This window comes from Vibrio genomosp. F6 (genome assembly GCF_005146325.1).
GTDB lineage: Bacteria > Pseudomonadota > Gammaproteobacteria > Enterobacterales > Vibrionaceae > Vibrio > Vibrio cortegadensis.
Map to the genome: position 1 here is coordinate 82,088 of NZ_SYUT01000024.1, position 16,379 is coordinate 98,466.

Below are 16,379 nucleotides of genomic sequence, written 5' to 3' on the forward strand. Positions count from 1 at the left end.
CTATCGCAAAAGAGTTTGTATATTAAAAAAACTGCCTATATTAGAAAGGTTAGGTATAACAGCACACCTCTAAAGATTCAGCATACCACTGTGAGCTCATCTGAAAATGAAACTCATACCCACTTTAATACGGTTCAATTCCCTCATGCTCTCTAACAAACCTAGTACGCATTCAAATATTTTACAAAACAACACGTTATGACACGGTCAATTTATCAAATGATAATCAACCTGTTCATTATCTTTATTTACATTGAACCTTTAAAGAACGATTTTGAGCTAAATTGAAAAGAGCAAAATAGGAAAAGCATGAATAATGAAGCAAATAGCAGTTAAGGAAGAATCAATGATTACCTATATAATATCTTACAAACCTTTTGGAATTGGGAATTGGACTAAGGCAACGGTATCAAAGGACATCGCTGAAACTCTTTATAAAGAGTACACCGAATATGGCTGGCCTGTATCAATTGAACAAGTAGAGGTTGCTACCGACTCAAAAGATGAGAGTACAACCACAGCTTAAACTAATTGAGTACGACTTTATCGCTTCATAAGTGGATTTCATGATTAGCAAGTCGTGCATACGTCGAACGATCCGCAGGTGACACTGACTGACAATTGCATGAACGGCAAAACAACTGCTGCTCTAATTTGTAGTAATGCTCACCATTAATAAACTGATTCATTAACTGTTGAAATGACTGTAAGACACCGCCATTAGCACTATCGTGGTCCGTATTGCGTCGCATCAACGCCTTGTGTGCTGTCACTTTTTGGCATGTCGAACAATATGTATCAGGCATTTCCTTCCCCTAAATATGTCAATCAGTTAATGATAATTGACATATTCTGTTCAATTTTGTTCCTAGTTAAAAAGTTAAAATACAAAAAACGTGCGTTATGTTCAAAAAACAACCTTGTTTTTTCAAAGAATGAGACTTACGTGCAAACTACTCCTCCCTTGATCATACTTCTGAAATAAAAAAGCCCTCGCGATCACTCGCAAGGGCTGATATGCAACAACCTCAAATATTAAAATTAATCTAATTCAATAAGGTTTTTCTTAAACTTATTGTGTTGTTCGATGACCGCCTCCTCTGGCTCCGCAGTCATTAAGCTCACAACAACAATCGCTAATGTTGAGAAAATAATACCCGGTACGATTTCGTAAACATCAAACCAACCACCTGAAATCTGCTTCCAAACCACAATAGTAACGCCGCCAATAATTATACCTGCTAGCGCACCGTTTCGGTTCATACGATCCCAGTATAGGCTCAATATAATGGCTGGACCAAATGCCGCACCAAAGCCAGCCCATGCATAAGAAACAAGACCAAGAACCGAGCTATCAGGAGTCATTGCAAGTACCAATGCGACAAGTGAAATACCGATGACAGCGATACGACCAACACGCACAATCTCTTCAGATGATGCATCTTTCTTAAATACCTGTTTATAGAAATCTTCCGCAAGAGCTGAAGAAGAAACAAGCAGTTGAGAATCCGCAGTACTCATGATGGCCGCCAAAATAGCTGCAAGTAAAATACCCGCAATCACAGGGTGGAAGATAGCATTCACCAATAGCATGAAAATTTTCTCGCCATCAGCCAATTCACCCGCGCCTGAATTTGTCACATACACCAATCCAACAAGACCAACGAGCATAGCACCAGCCATAGATAACGCCGTCCAAATCACCGCAATACGACGCGCTGAAGTAAGGTCTTTGTTAGTACGGGTTGCTTTGAAACGCGCTAAGATATGCGGCTGACCAAAATAACCCAAGCCCCAAGCAACAAGCGAAATAATCGCGACAGCCGTTAGAGGCTCACCTTTCGAATCATTCCAGAAAGTCAGTAACTCAGGGTTAATTGCATACAGATCATCACCAAGTTGACCAAGGCCCCCTTGCATCGCAGCAATTGGGACAATCAGCAGAGCAGCAGACATCAGCAAACCTTGCACCAAGTCCGTCCATGATACGGCTAAGAAACCACCGAACAAAGTATAAGAAACCACGCATACTGTGCCAATAATAACGGCTGTCGAATAGTCTAGGCCGAATACTGTTTCAAATAATTTTCCGCCTGCAACCAAGCCTGAGCTTGTATAAAAAAGGAAGAACAAAAGGATGAAGAAAGCAGAAATCACTTGAATCTGTTTTGTACTGTCATTAAAACGGCGAGAAAGGAACTCAGGCAGTGTTAATGAATCCGTTGTAATACTGTAAGTACGAAGGCGTTTTGCACTGATTAGCCAATTTGCCCATGTACCAATTAATAAACCACCCGCAAGCCAAAATGCCTCGATACCTGCTGCATAAGCGTAACCTGGTAAGCCAAGCAATAACCAACCACTCATGTCTGATGCGCCAGCAGAAAGTGCAGCTGGCCACGGCCCTAGTGAACGGCCACCCAAGAAATAATCACTTGAGTTTGACGTACGCTTGTAAGCGATAACGCCTATCGCAAGCATCATAATTAGATACGCGATAAATGTGGTAGTGATAGCAAAGCTATTTTCTATCATTTGATGGTCCTCTTCTTAAAGATCGCTTTCCATGCCCCCTCCTCTTCTTTAGATAGTTTGAAGAGGAGAGGTAATAAAGAAAGTTAGTGAGCGTCACTTCCAAGTTCTAACAAGGTCGCGTTACCGCCCACAGCTGTTATGTTTATAGTTCTCGTACGTTCCGTTATGAAGCGCAGCGATAAGTGTGGATCATGAGCAACAGTCAATGTCGCCAGATCCTTTTCCGACGCTAAGTGATTAGAAACCAATACTTGTGACACTAAGTTCACGATGGCCCCCTCTCTCTTAGCTAATTGAAGATTGATGCTATGTTCAATCTCCGAGTTTCCGACATAACCCACCGATCGCACATCGCATGCGAGCAGTTGATGATAGGCATCGTAAGAGACGACTTGAATCAGGTTATTAGGGAAACGAGACTGCTCTATGGCAGTTTGAATTCCTTGGTTTAGCGCCATATCATCACTGCATAACATCACGCTGTTTCCAGCAATCAGTGCCGCAGTAAATTGAGCAATTATGGCTTGTTGAGCTGTCGTATCCCCATTGAAATCTAGTTCAAAAACAAGAGCCGCGACACCACGCCCAGCGGTGTAAAGTTCGTTTGTTTCACCCGTAGGCCCAATTAATTGGTGACTCTCTGCGAGCAAGGTCGAAGCTTGTTGAATGTGAAATGACATCACTGGCGCTAAGTTAGGTAAAACCTCACTTAATTGAGCCTTCAGTGAAAGTAACTGCTCACACTTATAATCAAAGTTGGTTAAATTCCACTGTTCCCATGCTAAAAAAGCATCTGAAAAACCTGTCACTTGATGAACCATGATATTTCTCCTGTGCTTTCTTAGTGAGACGCTGATTGATCAGCAAATTTAACCTGAGTGAAACGGTACAAATAGTGCGGGCCGCCAGCTTTTGGCCCTGTACCTGATAGTCCTTGGCCTCCAAATGGTTGAACACCAACGACTGCTCCTACTTGATCTCGGTTGATATAACAGTTTCCAACACGCGCATGTTTTTCAATCCAACGGTAAGTCGTTTCATTACGGCTATGGATGCCCATGGTTAGGCCAAAGCCCGTCTGGTTAATTTGTTCGACCACATTCGTTAATTCGCTCGCTTTAAAGCGAACAATATGCAGGATAGGACCAAACTGCTCTTCTTTTAGACACGAAATATCATCAATTTCAAAAGCACTTGGCGGGACAAAGTCTCCATGCTCACAGACGGCTCCCAGTTCTAACTGAGCCACTTTCTTCTGCGTACTATTCATGCTCTCTAAGTGGGCCAGTAACTTAGCTTTAGCGGTTTCATCAATCACAGGACCAACATCCGTTTTGTGTAGATGAGGAATGCCAACACTTAATTCATTCATTGCCCCTTGAATAAGCGCCACAATGCGATCTGCAATATCCTCTTGTACAAACAAAACGCGAAGCGCAGAACAACGTTGGCCAGCAGAAGCAAATGAAGAGCGAATAACATCACGAACGACTTGTTCAGGTAATGCCGTACTGTCGACGATCATCGCATTTTGACCACCAGTCTCGGCAATGAATGGAACTGGCGCAGCATCACGCTCTGCCAATGTCACATTAATTCGTTGCGCCGTCGCCGTAGACCCAGTAAAGGCAACGCCAGCAATTGAAGGGTGAGATGTTAAAGCAGAGCCAATCTCAGCACCGCGTCCAGGAAGTAACTGAATAGTCCCTTCAGGAAATCCTGCTTGCTGCATCAATTCAACCGCGCGAGCAGCAATTAAGCTCGTCTGCTCGGCAGGTTTTGCAACAACCGTATTTCCTGCAACCAAAGCAGCGGTGATCTGGCCTAAGAAAATAGCCAGAGGGAAGTTCCACGGGCTAATGCACACAAACACACCACGACCCTGACGTGAAGCGATGCGTGTTACACCATCAAATCCTTCAATGCTGAATTGCGCGAGATTATCGACTTGCTTCGCGTAGTAACGACAGAAATCCACCGCCTCACGAACTTCATCAATACTGTCATGAATGGTTTTGCCCGCTTCTTGATGACAGATCGCCACCAACTCCGCCAAATTCTCTTCGAGAAGATCGGCTAAACGTTCTAATAGTGCGCTCTTATCTTGAATACTCGCCAACTGCCAAGCCGCGAAAGCCGTTTCCGCACCTTCGATTGCAGCGGAAACATGATCAAGGTTTGCAAAAGCAACCTGCCCAACCGTAATCCGACGATCGTAAGGTGCAGTGATCGTTTCAATATGATCTTCTGCCTTGATCATGCTTTCGAAATGACTTGAACCATTGATCACAGGGCCTGCCGACCACTGTTTATCTAAGAAGCTTGTCACTTGCGCTTCAAACACCGAGGCTTCACTTTCAATATCAACGTTCACCCCATAGGCATTTTTCCGCTCGGGGAAAACATCTGTAGGCAATGGGATTTTTGTATTGTTCAATGTATCGAAACTTAACAGCATATCGACAGGATGCTGAGTCAGCTCACTAATTGGGCAGCGAGCATCAACCAAACGGTGAACAAATGAACTGTTCGCGCCATTTTCTAATAAACGACGAACTAAATAAGGAAGCAAATCTTTATGGCTACCGACTGGTGCATAGATTCGTACTGACTGTTGGTACGCTTCCATCGCATGGTTATAAAGCGAGTCGCCCATGCCATGTAAACGTTGAAATTCAAACTCTTTATGCTGTGCCATCACTGCGATAGCCGTTACCGTGTGTGCATTGTGACTTGCAAACTGAGGGAAAATATTGCCGCGAACACCTTCGCTAAGTAGGAAGCGAGCACAAGCTAAATATGCAACATCCGTTGATTCTTTACGAGTATATACTGGGTAGTTGTCGTAGCCTGCTTGCTGCGACCATTTGATTTCGCTATCCCAATAAGCCCCTTTTACCAGGCGCAATGGGATCTGATCACCCTGCTCTTTTGCTAACGCATTAATCCAAACCAACACCGGAAGGGCACGTTTAGAGTAAGTTTGAATAACCAGACCAAACTTGCCCCATCCTTTGACCAAATCGCTGCGATACACTTTCTCAAACAGTTTCAGCGACAGTTCTAAACGGTCCGCTTCTTCGGCATCAATCGTAATCGCAACATCTAACTCGACGGCGCGGCGTAATAGTTGCTCTAAAGTGTCGGCTAATTCCGTTAGAACTCGGTCTTCGTTCGCCACTTCATAGCGTGGGTGTAAAGCGGATAGCTTAATAGAAACCGACGGGGCAGGACTTTCCATCTTTGCCGATGCCTTTGACTGATAGCCATCGCGGCCCACAGCCTCAATCGCCATCAAATAATCTTTGAAGTACTTATTTGCATCGGCAGTGGTCAATGCCGCTTCACCCAACATGTCATATGAGTAAGTGAAGCCTTTATCGCGCATGGCACGGCCATTTTTTTGCGCTTCAGCAATGCTGCGTCCCAATACAAATTGGTGCCCCATAATTTTCATTGCTTGATGCATGGCATTTCGAATGACAGGCTCTGATAGCTTGTTAACTAAACGGTTCATCGCTTGTGCTGGGCTTGGTGAATCTTGGTCTGATAACCCAACGACTTTGCCTGTTAACATTAAGCCCCAAGTGGATGCATTAACGAAAACAGAATCTGAATTTTTGAGGTGAGATTTCCAATCCGCAACGGTCAATTTATCTCGAATGAGAGCATCAGCGGTTGCCGAATCAGGAATACGCATTAACGCTTCCGCTAGACACATCAATAGAATGCCCTCTTGCGTATCTAAACTGTACTCAAGAAGTAGTGCATCAATCATTTGGATCGACTTTTTATCCGCTCGAATAGATTCAATCAGTTGAGTCGTTTTAAGTGAAATCTCTGATTTTTCTTGTTCTGAAGGGATAGCTAGCGGTAAAAGTTGCTTTAGCCATTGGGACTCATCCACCATATATAATGGCGAGATCAGTGACCACAGCTTATCAAGCGGTTGCTCAATAAACTCTGGTTTTAACACATCAGTAGCAGTAAACATGCGTTTTCCTCAATCTCACATCCGAAAAAGTATCGGAGTTTCTACAATGGCTGGCAGTGTATTTTGAGCAGAAGAGGATTACTTGTCAAAAACTCCGAGTTTTTTGCTAAAAACTCGCTTTTTTAACAAAGTATAAACAATATCACATAATAACTGGCAATATATTAATCCGTAACTAATGACTTATTTAACAGAAGATTGCTTTTTGTATCGAGATGGAGAGATCCCTTGAAGGCGTGTAAAAGTATGAGTGAAAGTGCTTTGTCCAGAGAAGCCTGTCAATTCCGCGATCTGCCCTAAACTTAACGACCCCTGCTCAATCAACGTTCTTGCCATATCAATTCGCTTACCTAAAACATATTGATGAGGGGTAATCCCCATCTGATCTTTGAACAGCATATGAAATTGGCTCTCTCCAAGGAATACGCTACCAGCAAGCTGGGCGACAGAAATTTTGTGGCTGAGATGGAGTTCGATATAGCGATCGATCGCTTCAAGATCAAAACGGGACTCTTTAGCTGAGGTTTCAAACACTGAAATATGCCTTTGTAGCAACGCAACAACCGTATCGTTACAAGCTCGGCTAAGCAAAAGATCATCCGGGCTAGATTGCATTTCAAGCACTAACATTCTGATCAACTTCTGAATTTGGCTATCCAATTGAAAGTAGGTATCAGCTCGAGATAGCTGGTTGATCTTATCAAGCATTAAAGGATCATCACTGGTGGCAACAGGCATGTTTAACACCAAAATATCCGACTGCCCGATCACGCCGCCAAAGGCATGATCAGAACTTGCGGTAACCACACAACCCTGTCCTGGCCCAACTAGGTTACCCCGCCCGCTGACTTCAAACTCCGCTTGCCCTTTCAAGCCGATAACCACTTGACTGTAAGAATGCTCATGACAATCCATGTGTGAAGGTAGCGTAACTATCTCTGCTGGCCTAGGTGCCAAATCTTTGGCGATATCGTCAATTAAAGAAGGTGATTGAGTCGCAGGGGTTTTCATCTGTTTCGATTCCAATGTGGCGTGCTTAATAGATGATATAACAAGAAGCTTTGTAGCACTAAAAAATCGATCCTTTTCCACAAAAATATACATCAACACACTTATAGGCTCACTGATTTCTGATCACCAAAGCTCTCGGAACAATGATCAAGTGCACATTAATTACGGTTAATGTGCAATCAACTAATTATAAATCCATTAATTTAATCGCTGACACTTGCATAATTTTGCGTACAGCTCAAAATAGCACTAGAAAAATTTATGCAGATTCAAGCACCTTACACTTTTTGTGCGTTCTGCTGCATTTTTTAGCGTTCATATTTGCCTAAACTATGGGCTTAAATACATAGTCGTCAAAATAATATCTTTTCGCCGATGTAACTATCTGCGTATTTTTCAATACAACTTACTGCAGGGACCTATGAGCACATTTCGCATTTCTACGCTTTTATTAGCGTTAACTCCTTTCTGGGTATCTACATCGGTATCAGCTGAAGAGCTAATTCAAGTCGATCCTGTTACGGCTATCGATGAAAAGCTAGACATAAAGCAGAACGAACTTAATACCCTTTCATCAGAGTATTCTGCTGAGAATGAGAATCTTAAACAACTTCTCAATCAACAAGCTAAATTAAAACGTGATGGTGAAGATTTTAACGCGAAACGTAATCGTGCTAAATCAGCGTTAGACAAACAGTACAGCCGTTTACTTGAAGATCCAGACACCGATCTTGTCTCTTTTCAGAAGAAATACCAAGAATCTTGGACCAATGTAAAAGAGAACCAAGCTCAGTTACTAGAGAGTAAACAGTCAATCGTTGAAAATGAGATGCGCTTATCTCAACTGAAGCAAAAGCAAGCACGAAGCAACAATGAGCTAGCGAACTTACAAGAGTCGAAAGTAGAAGCTCGTGTTAAGCGTTTAGCAACAGAACTGCGTGAAAGTGCCGTTCTTGAAACAAGCTATACAACAACGTGTTCAACGACCATGACACTAGGTGAATGTGCTAACCAAGGTAAGCACCTAACCAAACAGAAAGCGGTGAAAACGTTCCGTTCAAACATGCTTTCAAAGCTCACCGAATCCAATATAGCGAAACAAAACCTTCAAGGTGTGCAACTTAATATTCATGTTCAAGAGAGCCAAATCATCAAAAGTGGCTTCTCAGGAAACAGCGCTTACTTCACTCAAATGCAAGCACAACTGCAAGCGAAACCTGAAGCAATCGCAGCCTGTAAACTTCTGAATGTCTCTCCGCGTTACTGCTTAAAAGGCGACCAAGCGGCAAAAACTGAAAAAAATGATAAGCAATGGGCCAATGTAAAGGTTCGTTCTGATCAATATAACGATTCAGTAACCATTAATGGCATCGACTACGGCAGTACTCCTGTCGAGATCGTACTACCAAATGGCCGCCATCAGATTACGGTATCAAAACAAGGCTACGAAACATACAATCGGGTGATTACACTTAACGGTAACGACACTGTTTGGGTAAAACTACTCCCTAATAAAGAGAGTTAAACCCAACTAGCCCAATATTTATGTATTACAAGTGAGTGTTTAATTAGCAATTTTTGTTCAATTATTTGCCAAAACTCACAAAGCTGACGTTAAAACGCCATTTTGTCACGAAGATATCTCAGATGACTTCAGACAAAATGGCGTTTTCGTTTAGAATAACCATATATTCAGAAATATGACTTAAGTAGAATGATAATGCGCCAAGGTTTACCTGCTCTCTTATTTGCTCTTGCACCTTGCCTAGTAATGACCTCCACTTATGCTCAAGCACCAACATCGAATGTGCTTAGTATAGAGAGCGAGTTATTTACTAAGCACTCTGAACTTGAAGCAGCTCAAAAGCTCGTTGCTGATAAAAGTAATCAAGTTTCGAATCAGCAAGAACTGGTTAATCGACTTATCGAACAAAACAATCAATACAGTTCAATATTGGCAAAAGCCAAACAAAACCTTGAACGTGATTATGCCAAAATGATTGATGAGCCCGAGCTTGACTTAGAACCAACACAATCGGCTTACCAAGAAGCTTGGTCAAAAGTAAAACGAAACCAAAGCGAACAGTTAACAGCCGCACAAGATAAACAGGCACTTGAACTAGAGCTTGCACAATTAAAGGCCGAGCAAGCCGTGATTGAGCAGTCTATCGCCCAGCTCGATAATGAACAGCTACGATCTCGAGCTGATCGACTTAAAAGCGAGTTGCACCAAAGTGGCAAGCAAAAAGTAAGCTTTACTAACACCTGCCAATCAAATATGACACTGGCTCAGTGTTCAGGGCAAACGACAGATTTAGCCCTGCAAAAAGCAGTGAAACAATTCCAAAACGAGTTAGTTGAAAGCACTTCAGAATCCGCGCTTGTAAAACAAAATATCGCCTCGGCTTCTCTTAGCATTCACGTATTACGCCATAACGTTGTGAATGCTAGCTTCTATGGTGATAACAAACATAAGACAGTTGTCGATGTTGAATTAGAAGCTCGTCCTGCAACCAACGCTCCCTGTAAATTGTTAAACATCGATTCTCAGTACTGTTTTGCGCCAGGAGAAGAATCCGCTAAAGCACCTGAAAAAGAGGTTGCTTGGGTTAGCTTATCGATCCGCTCTAATCAATATAATGATTCCGTGTCGGTGAATGGCGTGAAATATGGCAGCACACCATTGGAAGTGATGCTACCTGTAGGACCACACATGATCACCATAGAGAAAGAGGGCTACCGCTCTTTTAATCAAGAGCTGAGAATTAAATCAGATCATACGCTGCGTGCCGTCTTACGTGAGAAAGAGAATGTGTTAAAAACAGGCCATAAATTCGCAGACGCCATTGGTAGCAACGCCAAAGCGCCTGAAATGGTCGTCATTGAGCCTGGACAATTCCTATTAGGGGAGCATGGAGAGAAGCAATATAACCTTGATCATGCTTTCGCTATTGCCTCTACCCCAATCACAGTGATGCAGTTTGAAACTTTCATAAAACGAACGAATTATCAAACAGATGCAGAGTTGCAGAACATTTGTACTGCTGTAGCCCAATCAGAAGTCACTCCTATTTCTGATAGCTATTGGCGTAACCCTGGCTTTAAGCAATCAGCAAGCTCTCCTGCTGTATGCATCAGCCGCAATGATGCAACAGCATACACTCACTGGCTTTCACAAGAGACGGGCTTTACTTACCGTCTACCAAGCAGTGACGAGTGGGAAGTAGCCGCTCGCGCCGGTTCTAAATCCAATTTCTGGTGGGGAGATAACTTTGATGAAGGCCAAGCCAATACAGGTTGGAGCGGAACACCATGGTCGAATGTAAGCACCTCGCCTGTGAAATCATTCCCAGCCAACCGATATGGCTTATACGATGTCGTGGGCAACGTTTGGGAGTGGACACAAGATAGCAAAGGTGTCGCAAAAGGTGGCGCTTGGAGCTTCTCTCCAAATGAAGCTCAAGCACAAAGCGAACTCTACTTAGCACCTACGATGGCAGCCAATTATGTCGGATTCCGAGTGTTACGCCAACTCTAGGCAACCGTAACGCTCACCCTTCCCAGAAAGATAGCCAAAGGGGGGATTTCCCCCCTTACTTCAATATCAAACTTGTTTTACATTACCCACATGGGCAGGTAATGAATGTTATATCGCTCATGGTGTCTAATAGATACCTCTACATTTTTTGCAATACATGTGCTAGGAATGTGGAACCTCTTCTACACGTCGACAAGATTAATTCTTGTATTTGCCAGCCCCTCTTCAGGCTGGCTTTTTTTTGTCCAAAATGGGCCATAATGTTCAAATAATCACCATCAAGACATTACACTGTAAAAATTGCATTTGACTGCATACAATAACTCACTGATTTTGATACAATAAGTTAAATTTTCCAACGGTATTTTATTGTGTCTACAGATTTCGATTCCACTCTCATCTCTCTTTTTTACCAGCTTCCAGGCTGCTGGGGGTGTAAGGATCTTAATTCTGTTTTTGTTTATGCTAATGAAGCTTATGCAAAGCTTATTGGTGTAGAGGAACCAAACCAATGTATTGGCCGCAGTGATTTTGAAATGCCAAGCCCAACCATAGAGTGTGCAGCAGAGTTCCAACGTCAGGATGCTTTTGTTATCGCGACAAGAAAGACAATAAAGATTTTAGATATTCACCCTTACCCTGATGGCCGCTGGCACGCTCATATTTTTACCAAGAAACCTTGGTACAATGAAAACAATGAGGTGATAGGAACTATTTTCTTTGGCAAGGAGCTAACGGATACTGCCATCTTAGAAGTAGGCCATTGGATTTGTCGTGCCACTGGAATTCAACGCACAAACCGCCAAGCTGTGGGGTTTAATGTCATAGATGAGGGGCAGATAGAGCCTCTAACACAGCGAGAGTCCGAATCTCTATTTCTATTGCTGTATGGCAAAAAGCCTCAATATATCGCTCGTGCGATGGCGATTTCAGTTAAAACGGTTGAAGGCTATATTGCCAAACTTAAAACCAAATTTAATGCCAAAAGCAAAGAGCAACTCATCGATAAAGCCCTCGATGCTGGCTTTGGCTCTGTCATTCCAAAAAGCTTATTAAAAACCCAATTATCTGTCGTTCTAAACAATGAATGCCTCAACGAGCAGTATTAGCCTGACAACCGATCTAAATAGCGCCCAATAAAAAGCCTCACGAGTTCGTTTTTCAACGTTACTTTGAGGCTTAATAATCGACGATTTACAATGTAAAACGATGACACAGCATAACTTCGCAGCTATAGAACTATAGCGCTTAGAACTATGGCGCTTAGAGCTATGGCGCTAAGCGGTCAATATCCCACTGTTGATCATGCTTAGAGAAAAGGAATCGGTCATGCAAGCGATGTTCGCCTCCTTGCCAAAATTCAATGCTTTCAGGCTTAACTCTGAAACCACCCCAAAAGCTTGGTACCGGAATTTCACCTTTGGCAAATTTTTGCTTCAGCTCTAAATACTTCCCTTCTAAAATACCGCGCGCAGAAATACGACTACTTTGCTTGCTTGCGATTGCCGCGAGTTGGCTCTCTTTAGGACGAGAAGAGAAATACTTCATATTCTCTAATGCCGACAACTTTTCAGCCGTGCCAGTAATATGAACTTGTCTTTCTAAAGGGTGCCATGGAAAGTGAAGGCTAATTTTGCAATTATCTTCCAGATGCTGAGCTTTACGGCTACCTAAATTAGTGTAAAAAATGAATCCCTCTTTATCGACATTTTTCAGTAGCACTATTCGCTGAAATGGCTGACCATCCTTATCCACAGTCGCAACCGTCATTGCCGTCGGATCGGTAAGTTTGGCGTTAATCGCCTGTTCTAACCAAAAATTAAATTGCTCAATAGGATCGGCTTTTAGGTCTTTTCGTCTTAAACCGCCTTGTGCGTATTCACGACGAATATCTGTCAGTTCCATTTCTACTCCTTAGAATTTTTTTTAGATTTTGCGCTGTTATATCACGAAACACAAGTAACAATCGAAATTCCCCAAACCAACTCTTAGACAAACAAACACTTACAAACTGGAAGCCCTTGATAACTGGATCGCGTTAATATGTGGCTCAAACTGATAAGCTAAATAAACACCCACATGATCGGCATATCTTCGAGGTTTATTTGTCTAAGTTATCGACGTTTTCATCATCGCTATCGACCAATTCACAATTCATCATCAAATCAGTCATCATTGGTCTCGTCAGTTTAATATTGATCTTTTTCAGCGTAACTCAATACAAGCAAACACAACTACAAAAACAGTTCAACGCAAGCGCTCAGAAAGCCTACCAACAGATAGATTCTGAGCTCGCCAAATTTCAGCAAATACCCAACTTACTGGATCACGACCCACGAATAGCGGCTTACTTTGAGGGGAAATTAAGCTCTGAAACACTCAATGAGTTACTCAAAGAGTGGTCCGTTCAAAGCCTTGCTGACACCATCTACATTAACGACTTGAGCGGTGTCAGTATTGCGGCAAGTAATCATGATCAGCCCAATAGCTTTGTTGGCAATAACTACGCATTTCGTCCCTACTTTCAACAGGCAATAAAGGGGCAGTCATCCCAATACGTTGGCTTAGGGATCAGTTCGAATAAACGTGGCTACTACTTTTCATCCCCACTCTTCTTTAAGCAAACCATTGTTGGCGTTTTGACAGTGAAAGTCAGCTTGGAAAATATAGAGCAGTTGATCCGTACTGATAACATGCAAATAATGGTGATTGATAGCAACAACATCGTTTTTCTAAGCAGTTTCGCTCCGTGGCTATATCAATCAGTATCCCCTTTAAACGCAAAACAACACCAAGTACTGCAGTCAACACGTCAATATGGCGTGCAAGAAATCAGCTTGCTCACAGAGCCAAATATTAGTCCGCTTTTCGCTGCAGATCTGACTCTACCAACCGAGCAACTACTCTCAACCGATGATCACTACCTATACGCTCAACCATCGAACACAAACGGCTATCAAATTGTAGCACTACAACCAAAGAGTCAACTACTGATAGCAACCAGTGAGGTCGCTATTATCTATCTGCTGGTCTATAGCCTGCTCATCGTGGTCACTTGGTACTGGAGACAAACATATCACGCAAAAAACGCACTGCTAAACTTAAACCAAGCACTAGAAAGTAAAGTAGAAAAGCGCACTCAATTTTTACAACACGCCAATGAACAGTTGGAAAATACAATTTTTCAATATCAGCAATCTCAACACGAGCTAAAACAGACTCAGCATGAATTGACTCAAGCGGCAAAATTAGCGCTATTGGGAGAACTATCAGCCAGTATCAACCACGAAATTAATCAACCGCTTACCGCAATGAGGACTTACAGTGAAAACAGCCTGCGTCTATTAGAGATGGGACACCTAGATTTAGTGACGAGTAACCTCAACAAAATGGTAGAACTCAATCAAACCGTCGGGGATATTATTAGCCGCTTAAAAGTGTTTACTCGTAAAAGCACCCAAAGCGATACCTGTTCCGCTTGCGTGCATTTAGCAATAAATAACGCTATCGGTATTCTAAGCACTCAAGCAATACGCCAAGGCGTTACACTGCGTATTCCCGCAATTGCGAATGACCAATATGTGGCAATTCACTCCGTTCAGTTAGAGCAAGTATTAGTCAACCTAATCCACAATGCTTTGCAAGCCTTAACAGAGTCGCACAACCCACAAATCGGCATTGAGTGGGAGGTGAACAACAGAGAAGGCAACCTTCATTTTTGGGATAATGGGCCGGGGATAAATGACACAGAACTTACCACGCTATTTGACCCATTTTTCACAACAAAACCAGAAGGATTAGGGCTCGGGCTTACTATTACGAAGCGAATTATTGAAGCGCATCATGGATATATCACAGCCCATAACCGAGAAGAAGGCGGATTAGCATTTACTATTCGGCTACCACTTGCTCGGTCAAATCACGGATCGGATATAAAGGAGGAAGAATAATGCTAGATCAAACCATCTACTTAATCGATGACGAGCCAGCAATCCGAGATGCGATTTCTCAAGCGTTACTGATTGAACAGATCCATGTTGTGACTTTTCCTAATGCCCTTGAAGCTTTCAGCACGATTGATATGACAACGCCAGCGATTGTAATAACAGATATTCACATGCCAGTGATGACAGGGCTCGATTTCATGACCCAGTTGCTAGGTAACAACCCTCACTTCCAAGTTATTGTGCTCACGGGATATGGCGATGTATCGACGGCTGTAACCGCGATGAAATCAGGAGCATGCGATTTTTTAGAAAAACCTTTTTCAACCGAAAAGCTTCTCGCCTCCATTTATAAAGCACAAGAAAAGCTCACTTTAGTCAGAGAAAACATTTGGTTAAAAAAAGAGTTAGAGATGCAGAGTCAGGTTGGTCCAAAACTCATCGGTCATTCCAAAGCCATTATCGATTTACGGCGCAAGCTGATAGAACTCGAACCCAGACTACCGATCATTTTTGTTGGTAAAGTTGGAACAGGCAAACGTATCGCCGCGCAGTACACCCATGACATTCATTCATCGCCACAAGCTGAGCTTTATCCCCTTTCGGCTTATACGTTATGCGAATTACAAGAGTGCGAGCTGATTGATTCTATTTCTAAGCTTGCGGACCACTACCAGGGAGGAACGATTTACATTCACTCCGCGGAGATCCTAACCCTTGCGCATTGGCAACAACTACTGACAATTAACATGCACAACTGCCGCCTCATTCTTGCAACCAATACACTGCCTCAAGAAATTGAATCATCACAGAATCAACCAACCTCCCTTTTGTATCATTTTTCTTTACCAGAACTGAAAGATAGACGTGAGGATATTGGTCTACTGTTTAAGCACTTTGTCCGTGGGGCGGCAAGCCGATATCAGTTACAGCCTCCCACCATTAAAAACTACGAAATTCAACAACTCGAAAGCTACGAATGGCCAGAAAACATCAAACAGCTACGTCACTATGCTGAGGTGAGAGCACTAAAGCCTGCAGAAGAGTCACCTGAAGTATTGTTGTCTGAGCTAACCACGGAGAGCGATTCATTTTCTAAGAAAACAGAACGTTTTGAACACTCTCTACTAATGGATGCTCTGCAACGACATAACGGCCGTTTGAAAGAAATCCAACAAGAGTTGCAAATCTCACGAAAAACGCTCTATGACAAACTGAAAAAACACCAATTAGATAAATCTCACTTTAAAACTTAGAGGTTTAATAAAATCCCAATGGCTGTTGTATAATAAGGTAATTACCTAAAAACTTTAACATTTTGTTAAAATCAGCCTAAAATATCGTTGAGACTTAAACG

General features: G+C 42.6%; 12 protein-coding genes. 6 read left to right on the forward strand and 6 right to left on the reverse strand.

The window, feature by feature from the left end; genetic code table 11:
* The first annotated feature begins 316 nt into the window (after nucleotides 1-316).
* A complete protein-coding gene (locus FCV43_RS09385; protein WP_431188287.1) occupies nucleotides 317-526 on the forward strand; it encodes a hypothetical protein in 210 nt (69 codons plus the stop codon).
* A gap of 25 nt (nucleotides 527-551) precedes the next feature.
* Here the strand turns inward: FCV43_RS09385 and FCV43_RS09390 are convergent, their stop codons facing one another.
* From FCV43_RS09390 to FCV43_RS09410, 5 genes are all read right to left on the reverse strand, one after another.
* Nucleotides 552-806 (reverse strand): hypothetical protein, encoded by a 255-nt coding sequence (locus tag FCV43_RS09390; protein WP_113798629.1) that lies wholly within the window; start codon nucleotides 804-806, stop codon nucleotides 552-554.
* A gap of 235 nt (nucleotides 807-1,041) precedes the next feature.
* Entirely contained in the window at nucleotides 1,042-2,532 is a 1,491-nt protein-coding gene (gene putP, locus FCV43_RS09395; RefSeq protein ID WP_029203349.1) for a sodium/proline symporter PutP, read from the reverse strand.
* A gap of 86 nt (nucleotides 2,533-2,618) precedes the next feature.
* Entirely contained in the window at nucleotides 2,619-3,356 is a 738-nt protein-coding gene (locus FCV43_RS09400) for a 1-pyrroline-5-carboxylate dehydrogenase (RefSeq protein WP_136994996.1), read from the reverse strand.
* Nucleotides 3,357-3,376: 20 nt separating this feature from the next.
* Nucleotides 3,377-6,529 carry a bifunctional proline dehydrogenase/L-glutamate gamma-semialdehyde dehydrogenase PutA gene (gene putA, locus FCV43_RS09405; RefSeq protein ID WP_136994997.1) on the reverse strand — a complete coding sequence of 1,051 codons (3,153 nt, stop codon included), beginning with the start codon at nucleotides 6,527-6,529 and terminating at the stop codon, nucleotides 3,377-3,379.
* Nucleotides 6,530-6,712: 183 nt separating this feature from the next.
* Nucleotides 6,713-7,540 (reverse strand): helix-turn-helix domain-containing protein, encoded by an 828-nt coding sequence (locus tag FCV43_RS09410; RefSeq protein WP_040887187.1) that lies wholly within the window; start codon nucleotides 7,538-7,540, stop codon nucleotides 6,713-6,715.
* Between the two features lie 421 nt (nucleotides 7,541-7,961).
* Between FCV43_RS09410 and FCV43_RS09415 the strand changes: the two genes are divergently transcribed.
* From FCV43_RS09415 to FCV43_RS09425, 3 genes are all read left to right on the forward strand, one after another.
* Nucleotides 7,962-9,065 (forward strand): PEGA domain-containing protein, encoded by a 1,104-nt coding sequence (locus FCV43_RS09415; protein ID WP_136994998.1) that lies wholly within the window; start codon nucleotides 7,962-7,964, stop codon nucleotides 9,063-9,065.
* 195 nt (nucleotides 9,066-9,260) lie between these two features.
* A complete protein-coding gene (locus FCV43_RS09420) occupies nucleotides 9,261-11,078 on the forward strand; it encodes an SUMF1/EgtB/PvdO family nonheme iron enzyme (protein WP_136994999.1) in 1,818 nt (605 codons plus the stop codon).
* A 371-nt stretch (nucleotides 11,079-11,449) separates the two neighbouring features.
* Complete coding sequence (locus FCV43_RS09425; RefSeq protein ID WP_136995000.1) at nucleotides 11,450-12,187, forward strand: helix-turn-helix transcriptional regulator; 738 nt, start codon at nucleotides 11,450-11,452, stop codon at nucleotides 12,185-12,187.
* Between the two features lie 160 nt (nucleotides 12,188-12,347).
* On the opposite strand, the gene pdxH is transcribed toward FCV43_RS09425, so the two are convergent.
* Nucleotides 12,348-12,983, reverse strand: coding sequence for a pyridoxamine 5'-phosphate oxidase (gene pdxH / locus FCV43_RS09430; protein ID WP_017053857.1), 636 nt, complete (start codon nucleotides 12,981-12,983; stop codon nucleotides 12,348-12,350).
* Nucleotides 12,984-13,183: 200 nt separating this feature from the next.
* Between pdxH and FCV43_RS09435 the strand changes: the two genes are divergently transcribed.
* Together FCV43_RS09435 and FCV43_RS09440 are read left to right on the forward strand one after the other, a co-directional pair.
* Nucleotides 13,184-15,028 (forward strand): sensor histidine kinase, encoded by a 1,845-nt coding sequence (locus FCV43_RS09435; protein WP_240697145.1) that lies wholly within the window; start codon nucleotides 13,184-13,186, stop codon nucleotides 15,026-15,028.
* Nucleotides 15,028-16,278: a sigma-54-dependent transcriptional regulator gene (locus FCV43_RS09440; protein ID WP_136995002.1), complete on the forward strand. Its 1,251-nt coding sequence runs from the start codon at nucleotides 15,028-15,030 to the stop codon at nucleotides 16,276-16,278. Before FCV43_RS09435 ends, FCV43_RS09440 begins: the two co-directional genes overlap by 1 nt.
* Nucleotides 16,279-16,379: the final 101 nt, after the last annotated feature.

Excerpts from the sequence above, each read along its gene's own strand:
- pdxH (WP_017053857.1), bottom strand. The coding sequence starts at position 12,983 with ATGGAACTGACAGATATTCGTCGTGAATACGCACAAGGCGGTTTAAGA.
- FCV43_RS09400 (WP_136994996.1), bottom strand. The coding sequence starts at position 3,356 with ATGGTTCATCAAGTGACAGGTTTTTCAGATGCTTTTTTAGCATGGGAA.
- putA (WP_136994997.1), bottom strand. The coding sequence starts at position 6,529 with ATGTTTACTGCTACTGATGTGTTAAAACCAGAGTTTATTGAGCAACCG.
- FCV43_RS09415 (WP_136994998.1), top strand. The coding sequence starts at position 7,962 with ATGAGCACATTTCGCATTTCTACGCTTTTATTAGCGTTAACTCCTTTC.
- FCV43_RS09440 (WP_136995002.1), top strand. The coding sequence starts at position 15,028 with ATGCTAGATCAAACCATCTACTTAATCGATGACGAGCCAGCAATCCGA.
- FCV43_RS09420 (WP_136994999.1), top strand. The coding sequence starts at position 9,261 with ATGCGCCAAGGTTTACCTGCTCTCTTATTTGCTCTTGCACCTTGCCTA.
- FCV43_RS09385 (WP_431188287.1), top strand. The coding sequence starts at position 317 with ATGAAGCAAATAGCAGTTAAGGAAGAATCAATGATTACCTATATAATA.
- FCV43_RS09390 (WP_113798629.1), bottom strand. The coding sequence starts at position 806 with ATGCCTGATACATATTGTTCGACATGCCAAAAAGTGACAGCACACAAG.
- FCV43_RS09410 (WP_040887187.1), bottom strand. The coding sequence starts at position 7,540 with ATGAAAACCCCTGCGACTCAATCACCTTCTTTAATTGACGATATCGCC.